This window comes from Ovoidimarina sediminis (genome assembly GCF_032586175.1).
Classification (GTDB): Bacteria; Pseudomonadota; Alphaproteobacteria; order Rhodobacterales; family Rhodobacteraceae; genus Ovoidimarina; species Ovoidimarina sediminis.
Map to the genome: position 1 here is coordinate 26,235 of NZ_JAWHTE010000027.1, position 15,966 is coordinate 42,200.

Annotated in this window: 12 protein-coding genes and 1 tRNA gene; 9 read left to right on the forward strand and 4 right to left on the reverse strand. The window is 59.9% G+C overall.

Features of this window, described 5'->3' with window-relative positions:
* The first annotated feature begins 218 nt into the window (after positions 1-218).
* Genes dcm through RXV90_RS21695 form a run of 4 tightly spaced genes read left to right on the forward strand, consistent with a single transcriptional unit; the run spans position 219 to position 4,397 of the window.
* Positions 219-1,442 (forward strand): DNA (cytosine-5-)-methyltransferase, encoded by a 1,224-nt coding sequence (dcm, locus tag RXV90_RS21680; RefSeq protein ID WP_316651741.1) that lies wholly within the window; start codon positions 219-221, stop codon positions 1,440-1,442.
* Complete coding sequence (locus RXV90_RS21685) at positions 1,435-1,917, forward strand: very short patch repair endonuclease (protein WP_316651743.1); 483 nt, start codon at positions 1,435-1,437, stop codon at positions 1,915-1,917. Before dcm ends, RXV90_RS21685 begins: the two co-directional genes overlap by 8 nt.
* Positions 1,914-3,164: a type II restriction endonuclease gene (locus tag RXV90_RS21690; protein ID WP_316651745.1), complete on the forward strand. Its 1,251-nt coding sequence runs from the start codon at positions 1,914-1,916 to the stop codon at positions 3,162-3,164. Before RXV90_RS21685 ends, RXV90_RS21690 begins: the two co-directional genes overlap by 4 nt.
* A gap of 9 nt (positions 3,165-3,173) precedes the next feature.
* On the forward strand, positions 3,174-4,397 hold the full coding sequence (locus tag RXV90_RS21695; protein ID WP_316651748.1) for a restriction endonuclease: 1,224 nt from the start codon (positions 3,174-3,176) through the stop codon (positions 4,395-4,397).
* A gap of 231 nt (positions 4,398-4,628) precedes the next feature.
* Here RXV90_RS21695 and RXV90_RS21700 read toward each other — a convergent pair whose 3' ends face one another.
* Positions 4,629-6,536 (reverse strand): ATP-dependent helicase, encoded by a 1,908-nt coding sequence (locus RXV90_RS21700; RefSeq protein ID WP_316651749.1) that lies wholly within the window; start codon positions 6,534-6,536, stop codon positions 4,629-4,631.
* The gene (locus tag RXV90_RS21705; protein WP_316651750.1) at positions 6,533-8,446 is read right to left on the reverse strand and encodes an ATP-dependent nuclease; all 1,914 of its coding nucleotides are present in this window, start codon (positions 8,444-8,446) and stop codon (positions 6,533-6,535) included. The genes RXV90_RS21700 and RXV90_RS21705 overlap by 4 nt, the downstream gene beginning before the upstream one ends.
* Before the next feature lie 484 nt (positions 8,447-8,930).
* On the opposite strand from RXV90_RS21705, the gene RXV90_RS21710 reads away from it, so the two are divergent.
* From RXV90_RS21710 to RXV90_RS21720, 3 genes are read left to right on the forward strand one after another with little or no spacing between them, the layout of a single operon-like run.
* Entirely contained in the window at positions 8,931-9,245 is a 315-nt protein-coding gene (locus RXV90_RS21710; RefSeq protein ID WP_316651751.1) for a DUF3489 domain-containing protein, read from the forward strand.
* Positions 9,235-9,645, forward strand: coding sequence for a DUF2924 domain-containing protein (locus tag RXV90_RS21715; protein ID WP_316651752.1), 411 nt, complete (start codon positions 9,235-9,237; stop codon positions 9,643-9,645). Before RXV90_RS21710 ends, RXV90_RS21715 begins: the two co-directional genes overlap by 11 nt.
* Entirely contained in the window at positions 9,642-11,282 is a 1,641-nt protein-coding gene (locus tag RXV90_RS21720) for a recombinase family protein (RefSeq protein WP_316651755.1), read from the forward strand. The genes RXV90_RS21715 and RXV90_RS21720 overlap by 4 nt, the downstream gene beginning before the upstream one ends.
* A gap of 172 nt (positions 11,283-11,454) precedes the next feature.
* On the opposite strand, the gene RXV90_RS21725 is transcribed toward RXV90_RS21720, so the two are convergent.
* A tRNA-Gln gene (locus RXV90_RS21725) sits at positions 11,455-11,529 on the reverse strand.
* Positions 11,530-11,605: 76 nt separating this feature from the next.
* On the reverse strand, positions 11,606-13,204 hold the full coding sequence (locus RXV90_RS21730) for a phosphoenolpyruvate carboxykinase (protein WP_316651758.1): 1,599 nt from the start codon (positions 13,202-13,204) through the stop codon (positions 11,606-11,608).
* 314 nt (positions 13,205-13,518) lie between these two features.
* Between RXV90_RS21730 and RXV90_RS21735 the strand changes: the two genes are divergently transcribed.
* Together RXV90_RS21735 and RXV90_RS21740 are read left to right on the forward strand one after the other, a co-directional pair.
* Positions 13,519-14,220, forward strand: a complete 702-nt coding sequence (locus RXV90_RS21735) for a response regulator transcription factor (RefSeq protein ID WP_316651760.1) — start codon at positions 13,519-13,521, stop codon at positions 14,218-14,220.
* Positions 14,221-15,963, forward strand: a complete 1,743-nt coding sequence (locus tag RXV90_RS21740; protein ID WP_316651762.1) for a sensor histidine kinase — start codon at positions 14,221-14,223, stop codon at positions 15,961-15,963. It begins immediately after the preceding gene.
* The last annotated feature ends 3 nt before the right edge of the window (positions 15,964-15,966 follow it).

The window sequence follows — 15,966 nt, forward strand, 5'->3', positions numbered from 1 at the left end:
CGCGGCCGACGGGGGCACTTCAACGCCTTGAGAAATGCGGGCCCGGCACGTAGTTGTCGGGCTCGCATACCCGGTCCGCAAGGTAACTCCCGACCTGTCGATTTCCCAGGATACGGTAGGCGTTAACGAAAAATCTACCATATGTCCGCAGAATGTTCTTGTCGGGTGGGCAGGCTCCCGCCATAGTGTCAGAAAAATTCCCAGGGTGGTGAGCAGTGATGACGGACTTCGAGATCCTTCTCCGGAAGGCAGGCTATTCGGTACCCCAGGCGGCTGAGCATCTCGACTACTCGGAAGGTCATATCTACCGCTGGATCCGGGGAGAAGAGCGGCCGCGGGACGGCGTGATCCGGCTCCTCGAACTGGAGATTCAGAACCGTCGCAAGCCCGACAGCGGGTCCTTCACGTTCATCGACCTCTTCGCGGGTATCGGCGGGCTCCGCAAGGCGATGGAAGGGGCAGGGGGGCGCTGCGTCTTCACATCCGAGTGGGACAAGTACGCTCAGCAGACCTACCTCGCGAACTTCCCTGACAACCGCCCGATCGCCGGTGATATCCGTGAAGTCGAGGCCGCGGCGATCCCGGATCACGATGTCCTCGTTGCCGGCTTCCCGTGTCAGCCGTTTTCAATCGCCGGAGTCTCAAAGAAGAACGCGCTGGGCCGGCTTCACGGGTTTGATGATGAGACCCAGGGCACGCTCTTTTTCGATGTCCTCCGGATCCTGATGGCCCACCGGCCGGCAGCCTTCCTGCTAGAGAACGTCAAGAACCTGAAGAGCCACGACCGGGGCCGGACTTTTGAGGTGATCCGCCGCAAGCTCGAGGATGATCTGGGCTACACTCTGCAGACCCGGATCATTGATGCCGCCCACTTTGTGCCACAGCACCGCGAGCGGATTGTCATTGTGGGCTTCCGTGAGGAGGTCCCGTTCTCGTTCGATGATATGCACCTGCCGTTGCGGGGGCATCGGGTCATGCGGGACATCCTTCACCCGGAGAACGGTCTTGAGGAACCGGAGAGACACTACACCGTTGGTGGCAACGCCGTGGTTAGTGACAAGTACACCCTCAGCAGCCACCTCTGGCGGTATCTGCGCGACTATGCGGCCAAGCATAAAGCCAAGGGCAACGGGTTTGGTTTTGGCCTTGTTGATGGGGACAGCATCGCCCGCACGCTGTCGGCCCGCTACTACAAGGACGGCTCTGAGATCCTGGTGAGCCGGGGAAAGCGTCGTAACCCACGGCGCCTGACACCCCGCGAGTGCGCACGTCTGATGGGCTACGACGACGAATTCCGGATTCCCGTTTCTGACACCCAGGCTTACAAGCAGTTCGGGAATTCCGTCGCCGTGCCGGTATTCGCAGAGGTTGCACGGATCATGCGACCGCATATCCTGAGCCTGACGGAAAACCAGGCGGAGTCCGCACGCAAAGTTGGCTGATGTTCATGACAAGGCGACCCGCAGCCGGAATATGGCGGCGATCCGGGGCGCTGACACCAAGCCTGAGATGATGATCCGCCGCGGGCTCCACGCCCGCGGTTTCCGCTTTCGACTGCACGACCGGACGCTGCCCGGACGCCCTGATATGATCTTCCCGAAGTACCGCGCTGTCCTCTTCGTCCACGGATGCTTCTGGCACGGCCACAACTGCCACCTCTTCAAATGGCCGGGCACGCGGGAAGAGTTCTGGCGCGAAAAGATCGGCGCCAACGTTGTGCGTGACAGGGCCAGTACGGAGGCCCTGAGAGAGGCAGGCTGGCGCGTCGGGGTCGTCTGGGAATGCGCTCTGAAGGGCAGGCAGCGTCACGCTGCAGATGAGGTGCTGGAGGCCGTGTCGGAATGGCTCCATGGCACTGGTGATGGCTTTGAGCTCGAGGGAGTGCCCGACAGCCATGCAGCGGAGGCTGCCTCGTGAAGTTCGGCGTGCTTGCTGATTTGTTCGAGGGTGCCGGCGCCAAGGTTCTGACCGAGGTTGAGGTCAATCGTCAACGGTCGAACCAGCATGAATTCCAGGGCGTCAGCGGGTTCCGGGCGTTCCTTGGCACGCCGGCTGAGAAGCAGACCTTCCCGGCGACATTCTACTGGCTTGAAGACGATGAAGACGCCGAGCCCATCCGGCTGGAATCCTTTTGCACATGGAGCGACGTCCGCCGGGGCAGGGCAGGGCGGAGCCCTGAATATCACCTCTACTATGCGGCGGAGTCGGAGCCTGTTGTGCATAGGGCCCGGGCCGGTGACCAGGTGGTGATCGCAAAGGCAAGAGATGGCGGCCTGATGGTCCTCGTGAGCCCCGAGGACTCGACCATCGGCCAGCAGCTCCTCTGGCTGTTTGGCCTCGATCTCTTCGAGGTCAGGCCTGTCGCCCGAAGGCTTGAGCGCGACGATACGATGGAACTCGGTCTGGCTGCGCGGAGCGTCCTGTCGGATCTTGGCATTGAGGTGGAAGAACCCGAGCCGGACGCCTTCGCTCAGCTAATCGACAGGTTCGGACGGCAGTTTCCGGGGACTCTGCAGTTGTCGTCCTTTGCCCGAGAAACCCTTGCCGGCGTAGACCCGAAGGCGGATCCTGATGGGGCGCTTATCGCCTGGATGGAGCATGAGGAGGCGTTGTTCCGGCATCTGGAGCGGGAGATCGTCTCAGACCGTCTTGAGGCCGGGTTCATGGAGGCCAGATCGGCCGACGTGGATGGGTTTTTGAGCTTCTCGCTGAGCGTTCAGAATCGACGGAAATCCCGGGCGGGCTATGCGTTCGGTCACCATGTTGAAGCCATCCTGCAAGCCCACGGGGTCAGCTATACGCGCGAAGCAACGACTGAAAAGCGAAACGCTGCAGACTTCTTGTTCCCCGGCGAGGACGACTATGCCGACCGCCGTTATCCCGATGACCAGCTGGCCATGCTTGCCGTTAAGACCAGCTGCAAGGATCGCTGGCGGCAGGTCCTTGCGGAAGCGGACCGGATCCGGACCAAGCATCTGCTTACTCTTGAGCCAGCCATATCGCGGATTCAGACCGCCGAGATGCGGGGGCAGGGTCTGCAACTCGTGCTGCCCACCTCACTGCACAGCACCTATCAGGCTGACCAGCGCGCATGGTTAATGGGGGTCGGAGAGTTTCTTGGGGTGGTGCGGGAGCTCCGGGGGCGACAACGTCTTTTGATTTGAGGAATTGTGATGAGCGAAGAGTTCTGGCGCGTAGGTCACCAGTATCGTGACAAGGCGGGCGTGAAGTTTGAAGAAGACGAACTCCTGCGCTGGCTGAATACGACTGCCGGCTCGATCTCGAACTCAGGAGGTATCAGGTTCAAGGACCCGGTTTCGGGAGGACCCGTTGATCCCGAGACCGACCGCCCCGTTCCTGCTTTCTTTGTCCTGATCACGAGGGACATGTCCGCCCAGCATCACAATCCCTGGGACGACGTGGTCGATGAGGTCAGCGGAAATATCTACTATTGGGGTGACGCGAAGATCTCAGCGCGCGAGAAGCTATTCAATCAGTTCCCCGGCAACGCGCGTATCGAAGCTACGAACAACCTGCGCCTCGCCGGGCGTCTCGACGAGATGCCACCGATCCTTCATTTCTCGAAGCAGAAATCCGGATGGCTGACGTTCAATGGTCTTTGTGCTTTATCCGACGTTAGACATGCCTGGTTTGAGGACGAAGGGAAGCCGATTAAGAACCTGCGAATCCTTCTTTCCATTCTCGACACTGAGACGGTTCCCGCAGAGTGGCTTCGGCAACGTGTCATCGCCGATGATGTTCGTGAGGCCGACAGAAATCTCGCACCTGAGGTCTGGCGAAAGGTCATGAAAGGAAAGATAGAACGGCGGCAGGTCTGGTCTTCAAAGGTCCGGAGCAAGCAGCAGCAAGTTCCGGTTCCCGGATCCGATGACGAGCAAGTCCTCGATGAGGTGGCTGCGCTAACCCCGGCCGAGTTCGAGGCATTCACTGTGGCCATGATCGACAAGCTCCCGGATATCGTTCCTGGTCTGGAGCATCGCGTCACTCGAACGCGACGTACAGGCGATCACGGGATAGACTTCTTCGGCATGTTCAAGCTGCCGTATCCGATCGACTATGAGATCGAGTTCCTCGGTGAGGCTAAGCGATACAAGACCGCGATCACTCCGGATCAGGTTTCCCGTCTCGTCGCGCGACTTGGTCGGGGCCAGTTCGGGCTGTATTTCACGACGTCGTGGTACTCTGAACAGACGCAGAAAGAGATTGAGGCGGACCGTTATCCGGTACGCCTGTTTTCCGGACAGGACATAGTAAACATACTTCGAGCCGGAGACTGCGTCTCAGGCGGACGACTAAGGGTCGACTGGAAGGAGTTGGCCCTTGCAGAGGTTGAGGGACATGGCGCCGACGGTCTGAGGCCAACGTCTTTGTGGTAGTCTCAACCTCTCGAAAGATTATCGCACTTAGCCGCACTTATTTATACTTGAGAACACCGGCACCAACCTGCCAGTTGACCCTGTATTTGCGAACGTCGACTTGTCAACGCCTTGTCACCATTCGCTACGTGTTGAACTACTATCAGAAACTGGTCGCGCATGGTTGACTGGATTGACTTTGGGAAAGGCCGATAAAGGCCCTTCAATTTTGGCTACTTCGCCAAATATGACTTATGAGCTTGCCGCGACAGGTAACTCAAGCCCCATTTCCTCAAGGAATCTCGACGGCTTTTTAGTCCAACCACGGTAGCGATCAGCGTACGACAGGCAGAGCCATTCGCGAGCTCGCGTGATAGCTACGAAGCAATTCCGGCGTTCCTCCTCCATTTCGGCGCTGTTTTCTCCTGCTTTGACGCTTTGGAAGCTGGGCAAGACGTCTTCGGCTAGGCCTATCAGATAGACGTGGTCGAACTCTTTTCCCTTTGCGCTATGAATAGTCATCAACGTCACGGTGTTGGGTTCAACTGGCGGCTCTTTTGAGCGGAGCGCCAACTCTTGCAGGAACTGCTCAAGCGGTGCGTTCCTTCCGACCACCTGATTGATGTTGCGGAAAAGACTTGCCCATGCCGCGCGATCTTCCTCTACGTCCGAGTCAATCTCTTGGGCATTTTCTGGGACCGTCTCAAGAAACCTGGCAATGAAATCCCGAAAAGTTGTAGGCTGCTGCTCAAGCGCAATCGCCAATCCGACAACCGCCTTAGCGTCGTCATTTTCGACTGTGGCAGCCGCGTTGGCCCATTCTGCGAGAAGCGAACGTGAGCTGATCTCAGTGGCAGCTGCGATGTTGTCTGACCAAATATCGCAGTCAAACCAACGATTGAAGGCACCTGTGAGGGCATCTAGGGCGCGCCGGTCGAGCGGACGAGCGGCAAGGCGCAGCGCAGCCGAGAGCCATAGAAATTGCGCTGAGCGGAAGTCGTCACGCCGTTGCGCAATGGCTGCAGACACGTTGGCGTCTGTCAACGCCTTTTGCATGCGTTCGAGCAGCGCTCGTGTCCTGGCCAAGACGGCGACTTCGCCACGTTTCGCCGGATCAATACCGGCAATGCCAGTTGCGACCGCCGCTGCCTCTGCTTCCTCGGTCGTGTAGCGCATCAGACGGACATGTTCTCCGTCTGGGTAGTGGAGCGTTGTTTTGCCGGCTATGAGCGGCTGCTTTGACGCTGTTCGCTGCGTGTTGTGGACGACAAGCTGGTTGGCGGCTGCAACGATGCTCGGCGGGCAGCGGTAGTTGGTGGGAAGTTGGATTTCGGTCGGCTGGAAATCCGCGCGAAATCGCTGGATTTGCTGATAGCTCGCCCCATTCCATTGATAGATGATTTGATCGTCGTCTGCGACTGCGAAGATGTTACGAAACGCGCTTCCCGCCAGCGTTTTGATGAGCCTGTACTGCCCTTCAGTCGTGTCCTGAAATTCGTCGAACATCCAATAGGTGTAGGCTCGGCGATAGTGAATCGCGACGCCGGCAGCAGTCGAGATCAGCCGGTAAGCCTGAGCGATCAACGATCCAAAATCGAGCGCGTTCGTGCGGCGTAGCCCATTCTCATAGGCGCGATAGACCTGTTCAACGCGCTCACCCACAGCCGCGTCCCGAAAGAGCTTTGCTGAACCCTCGGGCTCAATGAGCCGGGCTTTGAGTTTGTCGATCGTTGTAAGGAAGCGTTCATCATCGGCGCTCAAGCCGTTTTCCCGAATGACTTCCCTGAGAAGGTCAACTCGATCCGCATGCAAAGAGTAAATCGCAAAGTCGGGATTGATGCCGATATGAGAGCCATGCTGCTGGAGCATTTGCATGCAGAAGGAATGGAAAGTGCCAATAGTGGCGCGATTTTGCTGATCGGGAACGTAGGTTTCGACCCGGGTTGCCATTTCGTCCGCTGCCTTGTTGGTGAAGGTAAGGGCCATCACTCGGAAGGATCTTTCGGGCGTTTCCGCGAGAAGCTTTGCGACGCGAGTGGTCAACACTCGTGTTTTGCCTGACCCTGGCCCCGCCAGCACAAATAGCGGCCCGTCAACCCAATTCACCGCCGCCGCTTGGGCAGGCGTGAGTTCGCTAAGCGTCTTCTCAAGCTCGTTCATGGCAAAGCCCTCAATGCGTCGATCGCTTCGCGGAGTGCCAACGGCATGCGCTGCGTGAGCGGCAAATTGTCGGCGCATTGCGCGCCCAGCTCAGTCGCATACCCGCATTTGTCATCCTTCAGTGCGGCGACTAGATCGACGTCATTCAACGTCTCCACATCGGCCATACCCTGCGCTGCCAGAATGGCCTTTAGCTCCGGTTGCAAGCCGTCGGCCACAAGCTGATGCTCCAATGAGCCGGCGAGAAGTTGCCTGCTCCGTTGTGCCATATGGGCTGCATCGAAGTTTCGCCCGGCCACCGACGCGAGAAACTGATTGCCGGCGAGGTCGCCATCGACCACCATGATCCAAGGATAGCCGAGCGCTCGACCGAGCGCCGCAAAGCACTCTGGATTTCCGTTGTTTTGGAAGTCGATCACGGAGACTCCGTGCTCATCAAAATCATAGCCCACGGCTTTGGCCATGCCATGCATGATATGGTACTCTGATTGCCCCTCAACCAACAACCACTTGCTTGCGAAGAAGATTTCACCGCGGATTCTACGGGCAAAAGTCTCCAGCTTGGAAAGTTCTTCGTCGCGGACGAATTCGAGCGACGCGTCGCGAGCGGCGCGCAGCTTTGCGTGATAATCGGCAGTCTCTGGCTGCCCGTGATAGGCAACGAGCAATTCGTTGTAGGTCGCTGTTGGCAATTCGCCTTTAATGACGAGTTCCGATAGCCCGCCGTCGTACTCCAATAGCCCGCCGGCCGCCGCGACGATTGGGGTTAGCGCTGGCAGTGACGGAATCCGGCAGCGAAATTCTCTTGGGAGTGACCTGATCTCGGTGCCGTTTGCCCCGCCGCGTACAACGCGAAGTTCGCGAAACGGTACATGCTGGAGAAAATATGGAGAGTGGGTCGAAACGATCTTCTGGCCAGGCAAACTGTTGATATGTTGAAACAGACTACGCGAAGCTTGCGGATGAAGGTGGGTTTCGGGCTCCTCCATTGCCAAGACGGGAGTGCTCTCGGCGCGATAGAGCTCGGCCAAAAGCAGCTCAACAAAGGAGCGGAACAAGAACATAACGGAAAGGCTCTGTATCCCCTGTCCGTGCCGTACGAGCGGGAGCCAAGGCTTCGCGCCATCAGTCTGATAGATGACCTCTGCTCTGGAGAGCAGATCCCAGGTATTGAGGGGCAAGACACGCAGATTGGCCTGGCCCGGGGTCCCAGTGGTGGCAACACGACTGATATCGGACAGCGAGGTTGCAAGGTCGCCCAGCATAGGATCGGCTGCCAACAATTTCGCATTGAGAAGGTTGAAGATCCGGATGGATTTCTGCTCCAACTCCTCGGGTATCTGGACGGTACGTAGGAGCCGCCCCCAAAATTGGCTTCGCGCCGAAAATTCATCTCCAGCGTCGCGCAACGCGTCGAGGTAGAACACTGGCAGGAAGGAAAAGAACTCCTGAAAATTTATGGCTCTTGCCCCCTTTCCTGCCAGCGGATTCCGGTCAACGTTCAGGAACTCCCATTTTGGAATATAGCTTTCTTCGCCGCCGTCCCACGCGCAGCTCACCCGCATAATGATCGATGCCTGGCCGGATATCGGGTTTAGCTGGATGATGTCGGCCAGCGTTTCGGCAATCTCCTCCGGCCATTCGCCAGCAGTGGATTCCTGCATTTCGATCTCGATCACGACCGGATCGCCGGTCTTCGGATCGGTTCGTGTCGCGCAAAGATGCACGTCGTACTCGGTAAAGCCGGTGCCGCGCTGCCCCCAGCGTCGCGTCAACGCGATGCGGATGGCTTCGAGGATTGCGGTCTTTCCGGCATTGTTCGGTCCGATAAGTACGGTCGTTGCGCCGAGTTCTATTTCGGCGCGCCGGATGGAGCGGAAGTTTTCAATCGTGACGCGCTTAATCTGCAAATCTATGTTTTCCCTGCTAACGCTAACTGTATCCGGTGGGGGAGTGGGGCGCTAGTCGCGCGAAGAGAGGTAGAATCGTTGATTGGCAACTTTGGGTAAGCGGAGATTGGCAAAGTGCCACTTAGTTGAGTATGTGCAGAGCAATGGTCCCTAGACCACTTTCGTCGGCGCCTCAGTGACGCATTTGCGAGTTCGCTGTTGATAGTCTGATTTTCGCAGGACTTCACGAGTTGCCTTTCTGCTAGCGACCCGGAACTAGCCAGTCCACCTACAAAAGCGAATGACTGTTCTCAGCCGTTCCTTCTCATGGATTTTCGCGGCCGCACATCACGCTGTGCAAGTGCCGGTCTTCAGACTGGACTTCTCGCCCCTGGAGAGCGGTAGTGTCCCTACTCTGGCGACCTATTCGCCATCTCTGCCCGGACCTTCGGGCTCTGCCTGGTAGCAGGGGCAAGTTGCTCCTGACCAAGGAAAGGAGACGGAGATGACGACGAATACGAGACCCGCGAAGAGCGGGGGCAAACGGCCCACCACCAAGAAGGCGCAGCTGATAACGATGCTTTCGGCAAAGGCAGGCGTCGATGTTGAGGCGATCAGCAACAAGCTCGGCTGGCAGCGTCATACGACGCGTGCCGCAATCACCGGACTGAAAAAGGCCGGCTATATGGTCAGCGCAGAGAAGGAGGTGGGTAAGACTACACGGTACCGGATCGCGGCGGATTCGAAGGGTGCAGGTGTGGACGGCCAAAAGCCAACCATTGAGACAAGCGCTGCACCGGTGCCGGCAAATGCCGGGTAAGCCCGATCCGGACCGCGCTGCGGCGCTGCAGGATTGGGAGGAGGCCTTCGGGTCTCCTCCGCCGCCCTACCTGTCGGTAGCCTTTCTCCGCAAGTCCTTGGGCTATGAGGCGCAGTGTAAAGAGCATGGCCGGATACCTGCATCCACGCGTCGGATACTGCGACAGGTGGCAGAGGGCAGGGCGGTTACCGTCCGCACCCGACAGATCGCCCGACCTGGGTCGCATCTCGTCCGCGAGTGGAATGGCCGCACCTACCAGGTCGAGGTCCTGACGAAGGGCTACCGGATGGATGGACGCGACTGGCCGTCGCTCTCGGCCATTGCGAAGCACATCACCGGCACGACCTGGTCCGGTCCGCGCTTCTTCGGGCTTGTCGATCGAGCAGGGGGCACATCATGAAGAAGACCCGTTGCGCCATCTACACCCGGAAGAGTTCCGAGGACGGGCTGGAGCAGGAGTTCAACTCGCTCCATGCGCAACGAGAAGCCTGCGCTGCCTACATTGCCAGCCAGAAGAATGAAGGCTGGGTGATGTTGCACGATCCCTATGACGACGGAGGGTTGTCCGGCGGCAGCCTCGAGCGCCCGGCATTGCAGCAGCTTCTGGACGACGTGCAGGCAGGCAAGGTCGATCAGATCGTGGTCTACAAGATCGATCGTCTGACCCGGTCGCTCGCGGACTTCGCGAAGATCGTAGATGTGCTGGATGCGGCTGGAGCTTCCTTCGTCTCGGTCACCCAGTCTTTCAATACTGCAACAAGTATGGGGCGTCTGACGCTCAACATGCTCCTGTCCTTTGCACAATTCGAACGTGAGGTGACCGCAGAGCGGATCCGGGACAAGATCGCGGCCTCGAAGAAGAAGGGGCTCTGGATGGGTGGGAACGTCCCGCTCGGTTACGACCCTGACGGGCGGACTCTGAAGATCAACAAGCCAGAAGCGGAGACAGTCCGAACCCTCTACAATCTCTACGAGCAACTTGGGAAGATCCCGAGGGTGAAGGATGAGGCCGATCGTCTCGGATTGCGCAGCCGGCGACGTACGCTTACCGATGGCACCATCCGCGGCGGTGGCCTGTTCGACAGGGGCCACATCCATCACATCCTGACAAACCCGATCTACACCGGACGCATTCGGCATCGGGGCAAGGTCTACGATGGGCAGCACCAACCGATCATTGATCCGGACCGTTGGGACGCCATCCAGCAGAGGCTTCAGTCGAGTGCGGCGCGGACCCGGGGCAAGGCGTCTGCAATTCGGAAATCGCTGCTCTGCGGGAAGCTCTTCGACGAGACCGGAGACCGGCTGACACCCTCGCACTCGAAGACCCGGACTGGGACACGGCTCCGGTACTACATCTCGCATCGGCTTGTGGCCAGGAGCGGCGAGACGCATCCCGGAGCCTGGCGATTGTCGGCAGAAGAGCTTGAACGTCGTGTCGCCAATCTGGTGCGGGTCCAGATCTCGAAGCCGGGTTTTGCCGTGTCGCTTGTGCCCGGCGCATCAGCAGAAGCCATCACTGCAATCTCAACGATACTCTCGAACCTCACAACTGACAACAAGACGCGAGATCTTCTCGCCCTGGTTCAGCGCGTCGACATCGCGCCGGGATCGATCACCCTGGGGATTGCCGCAACGTCACTCTCGCAAGCACTCGAGATCGATCCAGACTCCGTCGCGGTTGAGCGGCTCACATCCGCCCATCCGTTCCAGCTTCGGAAGCGTGGTGTAGAGACTAAGATCGTCCTCGGCGACACCCCGACGGGTCAGGACGAGACGCTGATCCGCAACATCGCCCGAGCCCATGCATGGTTTGAGCGGATCAAGGCAGGCAATACCTTCGCTCAGATTGCGAGGACAGAAGGCACGTCGAAGCGTCGTGTCCAGCAGATGATCGACCTGGCCTTTCTTGCGCCGGACATTGTCCGGGATGTCATCGACGGGAGGCAGCCGCTTGGTTTCACCTCCGAATGGTGCAAGTCCCACGACCTTCCGTCTGACTGGTCAGAGCAGCGCGCACTGATCGCGACTCTCTGATCGCCTCAATCCACACCTCGTACCATGGAAATGCCCTGCGCAGACTTTCCGCTATCGAGTACCGGGCTGCGGAGGTTCTTGCGGTCTGCGACAGCGGACCTATCGCGCAACTCGCCGAAATGACGGCACTATCCGTGCGACACCTCGCACCATCTCAAATGGGACGAGTGCCTGGCTGGGGTGGTAGGATTCGAACCTACGGTACACGGTACCAAAAACCGCTGCCTTACCACTTGGCTACACCCCAACGGCGAGCGTTGTCATACTCGGCGGGCAGGGGGGCCGCAAGATGCGAGGTTCAAAAAATGCGGCTCGTTATTTCGTCAGCCTATGGCGACGGCGCGCACGTCGTCGTCGATGGCGTCGGTGTACTGGGCGAAGTTGGCCGCGAACATGTCGACAAGCTTGCGGGCCTGGGCGTCATAGGCCGCGCTGTCTTCCCAGGTGCGGCGCGGATCGAGCAGGATATCGGGCACGCCCGAGACGGTGACGGGCACCTCGAAGCCGAAATTCGGATCCTTGCGGAACGGCGCGTTGGCGAGCGAGCCGTCGAGTGCCGCGGTCAGAAGCGCGCGGGTGGCCTTGATCGGCATCCGGCTTCCAACCCCGTAGGCGCCGCCCGTCCAGCCCGTGTTCACCAGCCAGCAGGTGGCCCCGTGCCGGGCGATCTTGGTGCGCAGGAGTTCGCCGTAAACCTCGGGACGGCGCGGCATGAAGGGCGCGCCGAAGCAGGTGGAGAAGGTGGGCTCGGGCTCCGTCACTCCACGTTCGGTGCCCGCCACCTTCGAGGTGAAGCCCGACAGGAAGTGGTACATCGCCTGTGCCGGCGTCAGCCGCGCGATGGGGGGCAGGACGCCGAAGGCATCGCAGGTCAGCATGATGATGTTCTTGGGATGCCCGCCAAGCGCGGTTTCGGAAGCGTTCGAGATGTAGTGCAGCGGGTAGGCGCAGCGCATGTTGGCGGTCAGGCTGTCATCCTCGAAATCGAGATCGAGCGTGTCGGGATCAAAGACCATGTTTTCGATCACCGTGCCGAATTTCTCGGTCGTGGCGTAGATCTCGGGCTCGGCCTCGGGCGAGAGGCTGATCGTCTTGGCGTAGCAGCCGCCTTCGAAGTTGAAGGTGCCGCGATCGGACCAGCCGTGTTCGTCGTCGCCGATAAGCACGCGGCCGGGATCGGCCGAAAGCGTCGTCTTGCCGGTGCCGGAGAGGCCGAAGAAGACGGCCGTGTCGATCGGGTTGGCGGGCGCGTGATTGGCCGAGCAATGCATCGGCATCACGCCCTTCTCGGGCAGGAGGTAGTTGAGGAGCGTGAAGACGGATTTCTTGTTCTCGCCCGCATATTCGGTGCCGCCGATCAGGATCAGGCGGCGCGCGAAGTTGATCGCGATGACAGTGCCGGAGCGGCAATCGTGCCGGTCGGGATCGGCGGTGAAGGAGGGCGCGTTGATGATCGTGAACGCGGGCTCGAAGGTATCGAGATCCTCGCGGTCGGGGCGGCGGAGCATGGTGCGGATGAAGAGCGAATGCCAGGCGAGTTCGGTGACGATGCGCACGTCGATGCGATGTGCGGGGTCGGCCCCGCCGAACAGATCCTGCACGAACCAGTCGCGGCCCTTCATGTGGGAGACCATGTCGTCGTAGAGCCGGTCGAACCCTTCCGCCGACATCGGGCGGTTGTTTTCCCACCAGATTGTGTCTTCGACGTCAGGGGTGCGCACCACGTGCTTGTCCTGCGGAGAGCGGCCCGTGAAGCGGCCTGTTTCCACTAACAGTGCCCCGCCCTTGCCCAGCGTGCCTTCGTTGCGCAGCAGGGATTGCTGGATCAGTGCCGGCTCAAGAAGGTTGTAGTGGACGTCACCAAGATCTTTAAGTCCCTGTTTTTCAAGTGTGAAATTTGGATTCACCCGTCCTGCCGTCACTTTGCAATCCTCCGCATGGCTTCCCGGTGACATAGCACGCCTGCCGCCGGGGAACAGCCTTAATGTTAGGCGTAACATAACATGGAGCGATTGTTCTCTGCAGAGCAATAATCCGCCCTGCTAACGTTATCATGTTGCGGAAAGCGCAAAACTGACACGGGTTTGCCCAAGTTTAGCCATTCATTCTTTGTTTTCAGGACACATGAGCCGTGTGGGTCGAAGGTGATTCGCACAATGATGTTGATTCTGTGCCGCCTTGGGGGAAAGATGCCGCAAAACAACGAGGCACACAGAGCAGGACAAGGAACCTCCACATGTCGAGGATTGCACTGGTTGACGACGACAGGAACATCCTGACGTCTGTATCCATGACGCTCGAAGCGGAAGGCTTCGAGGTAGAAACTTACAATGACGGGCAGGCCGCGCTGGACGCGTTCAACAAGAAACTGCCGGATATGGCCGTCTTCGACATCAAGATGCCGCGCATGGACGGGATGGACCTGTTGCAGCGCGTGCGCCAGAAAACCGCGATGCCGGTGATCTTCCTGACCTCCAAGGATGACGAGATCGACGAGGTTCTGGGCCTGCGCATGGGCGCGGACGATTACGTCAAGAAGCCGTTCTCGCAGCGCCTGCTGGTGGAACGGATCCGCGCGCTTCTGCGCCGTCAGGAAGTGATGGAAGGCGATGCGCTGGGCGAGGGCGAGCAGGGCCAGATCATGGTTCGGGGCGAACTTTCGATGGACCCGCTGCGTCATTCGGTTTCGTGGAAGGGCCAGGACGTATCGCTGACGGTGACGGAGTTCCTGCTTCTTCAGGCGCTGGCGCAACGCCCCGGCTTCGTGAAGTCGCGCGATCAGCTGATGGACGTGGCCTATGACGATCAGGTCTATGTCGACGACCGCACGATCGACAGCCACATCAAGCGTCTGCGCAAGAAGATGCGCATGGTCGATCCGGAATTCGGCGCGATCGAGACGCTCTATGGTATCGGGTACCGATACAACGAAGAGTAGATGAACAAGGCGTCAGGCATAGACGTGGTGGGCGCCGAACCTCTCAAGCCGTCGAAAAAACGACCCGACGTTGTTCTTGGAGAGGATTGGGTTGGCCCTGACGCTAGGGTTGAAAGCGAGCTTCGGGCCAAGCGGGAAAAGCGCGGCCTGATCTCGATCAACCGGTCTCCGCTTGCGCGGAAGATCATCACGTTCAACCTGCTCGCCATCCTGGTTCTGGTGGCCGGCGTTCTGTTCCTGAACCCGTTCAGGGACAGCCTGGTGTTCCAGAGAGAGCGGGCGCTCGTTTCCGAGGCGGAGCTCATCGCCGAGGTTTACGAGGTGCAGCTGCGGATACGCGGCGACGCGGCTGCCACCGCCCCGCAATTCGATCCGCGCGAGACATTGCGCGGGCTCGACCTGACAAACCCGATCGACGTGTTCGTCTTCGCCCCCGACGGGGCGATGGTGGCCACGACCGCCGGGCAGCAAAGAAGCGACCTTCCACCCGTGGCAGGGCTTCAGCGCGATGACCGAACCACGCTCATCACGGATTTCCTGAACGGCGTCTGGGAATCGCTTTCCGCCGTCTTCTCGCCCGAGATCGGCGATGGCCCGGATGGCGTGGCGGGGGAGGTGCAGGCGCGCGCCCTCGTGAATTCGGCGCTTGAAGGGCGCACGCGGGTCAAGACCGGCCTGGACAGCAGCGGCAACACGATCTTCTCCGTGGCCACCCCCATCGTCGTCGATGGCGAGGCGGTGGGCGTCGTCGCGCTGACATCTGCGGCGGGTGAGATCGATGAACTGGTGCGGAACGAGCGCGAGCAGGTGCTGCAGATGTTCGTGATCGCGATCCTGGTGTCGATCGGCCTGTCGCTTGTTCTGGCCTCGACCATTGCGAACCCCCTGTCCGATCTTGCCGCCGCGGCGGAGATCGGGCGCGACCGGAATTCGCGCAAGCTGAGCCCGGCGCGGGTGCGTATTCCCGACCTGACCGCGCGGCCCGACGAGATCGGGCGGCTGTCGGGCGCGTTGCGGGGCATGGTGGCCGCGCTTTACGACCGGATCGACGCCAACGAGCAGTTCGCCGCGGACGTGGCCCACGAGATCAAGAACCCGCTTGCCTCGCTGCGTTCGGCGATCGGCACGCTGAGGGTGATCAAGAAGGACGAGCAGCGGTCGAAGCTGCTTGATGTGATCGAGCATGACGTGCGGCGGCTCGACCGTCTTGTCTCTGACATTTCCAACGCATCGCGGCTCGATTCCGAGCTGGTGAAGGAAGAGGAAGAGACCTTCAACCTGATCAAGATGATCCGGGGCCTCAGCGATCACCTCGGCGCGGAAGCGAAGGGCAAGGGGATCGAGTTCATCACCGATCTGCCGGCCGAACCGATCGTGATCGACGGGCTGGAAAGCCGCCTTGCGCAGGTTTTCGTCAACCTGATCACCAACGCGATCTCGTTCTGCGAGGATGGCGATGCGATCCGGGTCTGGGCGCGGAAGCGCGACAACCGGGTGCTGGTTGTCGTCGAGGATACCGGCCCCGGCATCCCCGAAAGCGCGCTGACGAAGGTGTTCAACCGGTTCTATTCCGAGCGGCCGGCGAACCACTTCGGCAACAACTCGGGCCTCGGGCTTGCGATCTCGAAACAGATCGTCGAGGCCCATGGCGGCGTGATCTGGGCGGAAAACATCCGGCCCACCGATGCCGACGCGACTTCGGAACCTCTGGGCGCCCGGTTCGTCGTCGGCCTGCCGGTCTGACCC

Excerpts from the sequence above, each read along its gene's own strand:
- dcm (WP_316651741.1), top strand. The coding sequence starts at position 219 with ATGACGGACTTCGAGATCCTTCTCCGGAAGGCAGGCTATTCGGTACCC.
- RXV90_RS21695 (WP_316651748.1), top strand. The coding sequence starts at position 3,174 with ATGAGCGAAGAGTTCTGGCGCGTAGGTCACCAGTATCGTGACAAGGCG.
- RXV90_RS21700 (WP_316651749.1), bottom strand. The coding sequence starts at position 6,536 with ATGAACGAGCTTGAGAAGACGCTTAGCGAACTCACGCCTGCCCAAGCG.
- RXV90_RS21710 (WP_316651751.1), top strand. The coding sequence starts at position 8,931 with ATGACGACGAATACGAGACCCGCGAAGAGCGGGGGCAAACGGCCCACC.
- RXV90_RS21715 (WP_316651752.1), top strand. The coding sequence starts at position 9,235 with ATGCCGGGTAAGCCCGATCCGGACCGCGCTGCGGCGCTGCAGGATTGG.
- RXV90_RS21720 (WP_316651755.1), top strand. The coding sequence starts at position 9,642 with ATGAAGAAGACCCGTTGCGCCATCTACACCCGGAAGAGTTCCGAGGAC.
- RXV90_RS21735 (WP_316651760.1), top strand. The coding sequence starts at position 13,519 with ATGTCGAGGATTGCACTGGTTGACGACGACAGGAACATCCTGACGTCT.
- RXV90_RS21740 (WP_316651762.1), top strand. The coding sequence starts at position 14,221 with ATGAACAAGGCGTCAGGCATAGACGTGGTGGGCGCCGAACCTCTCAAG.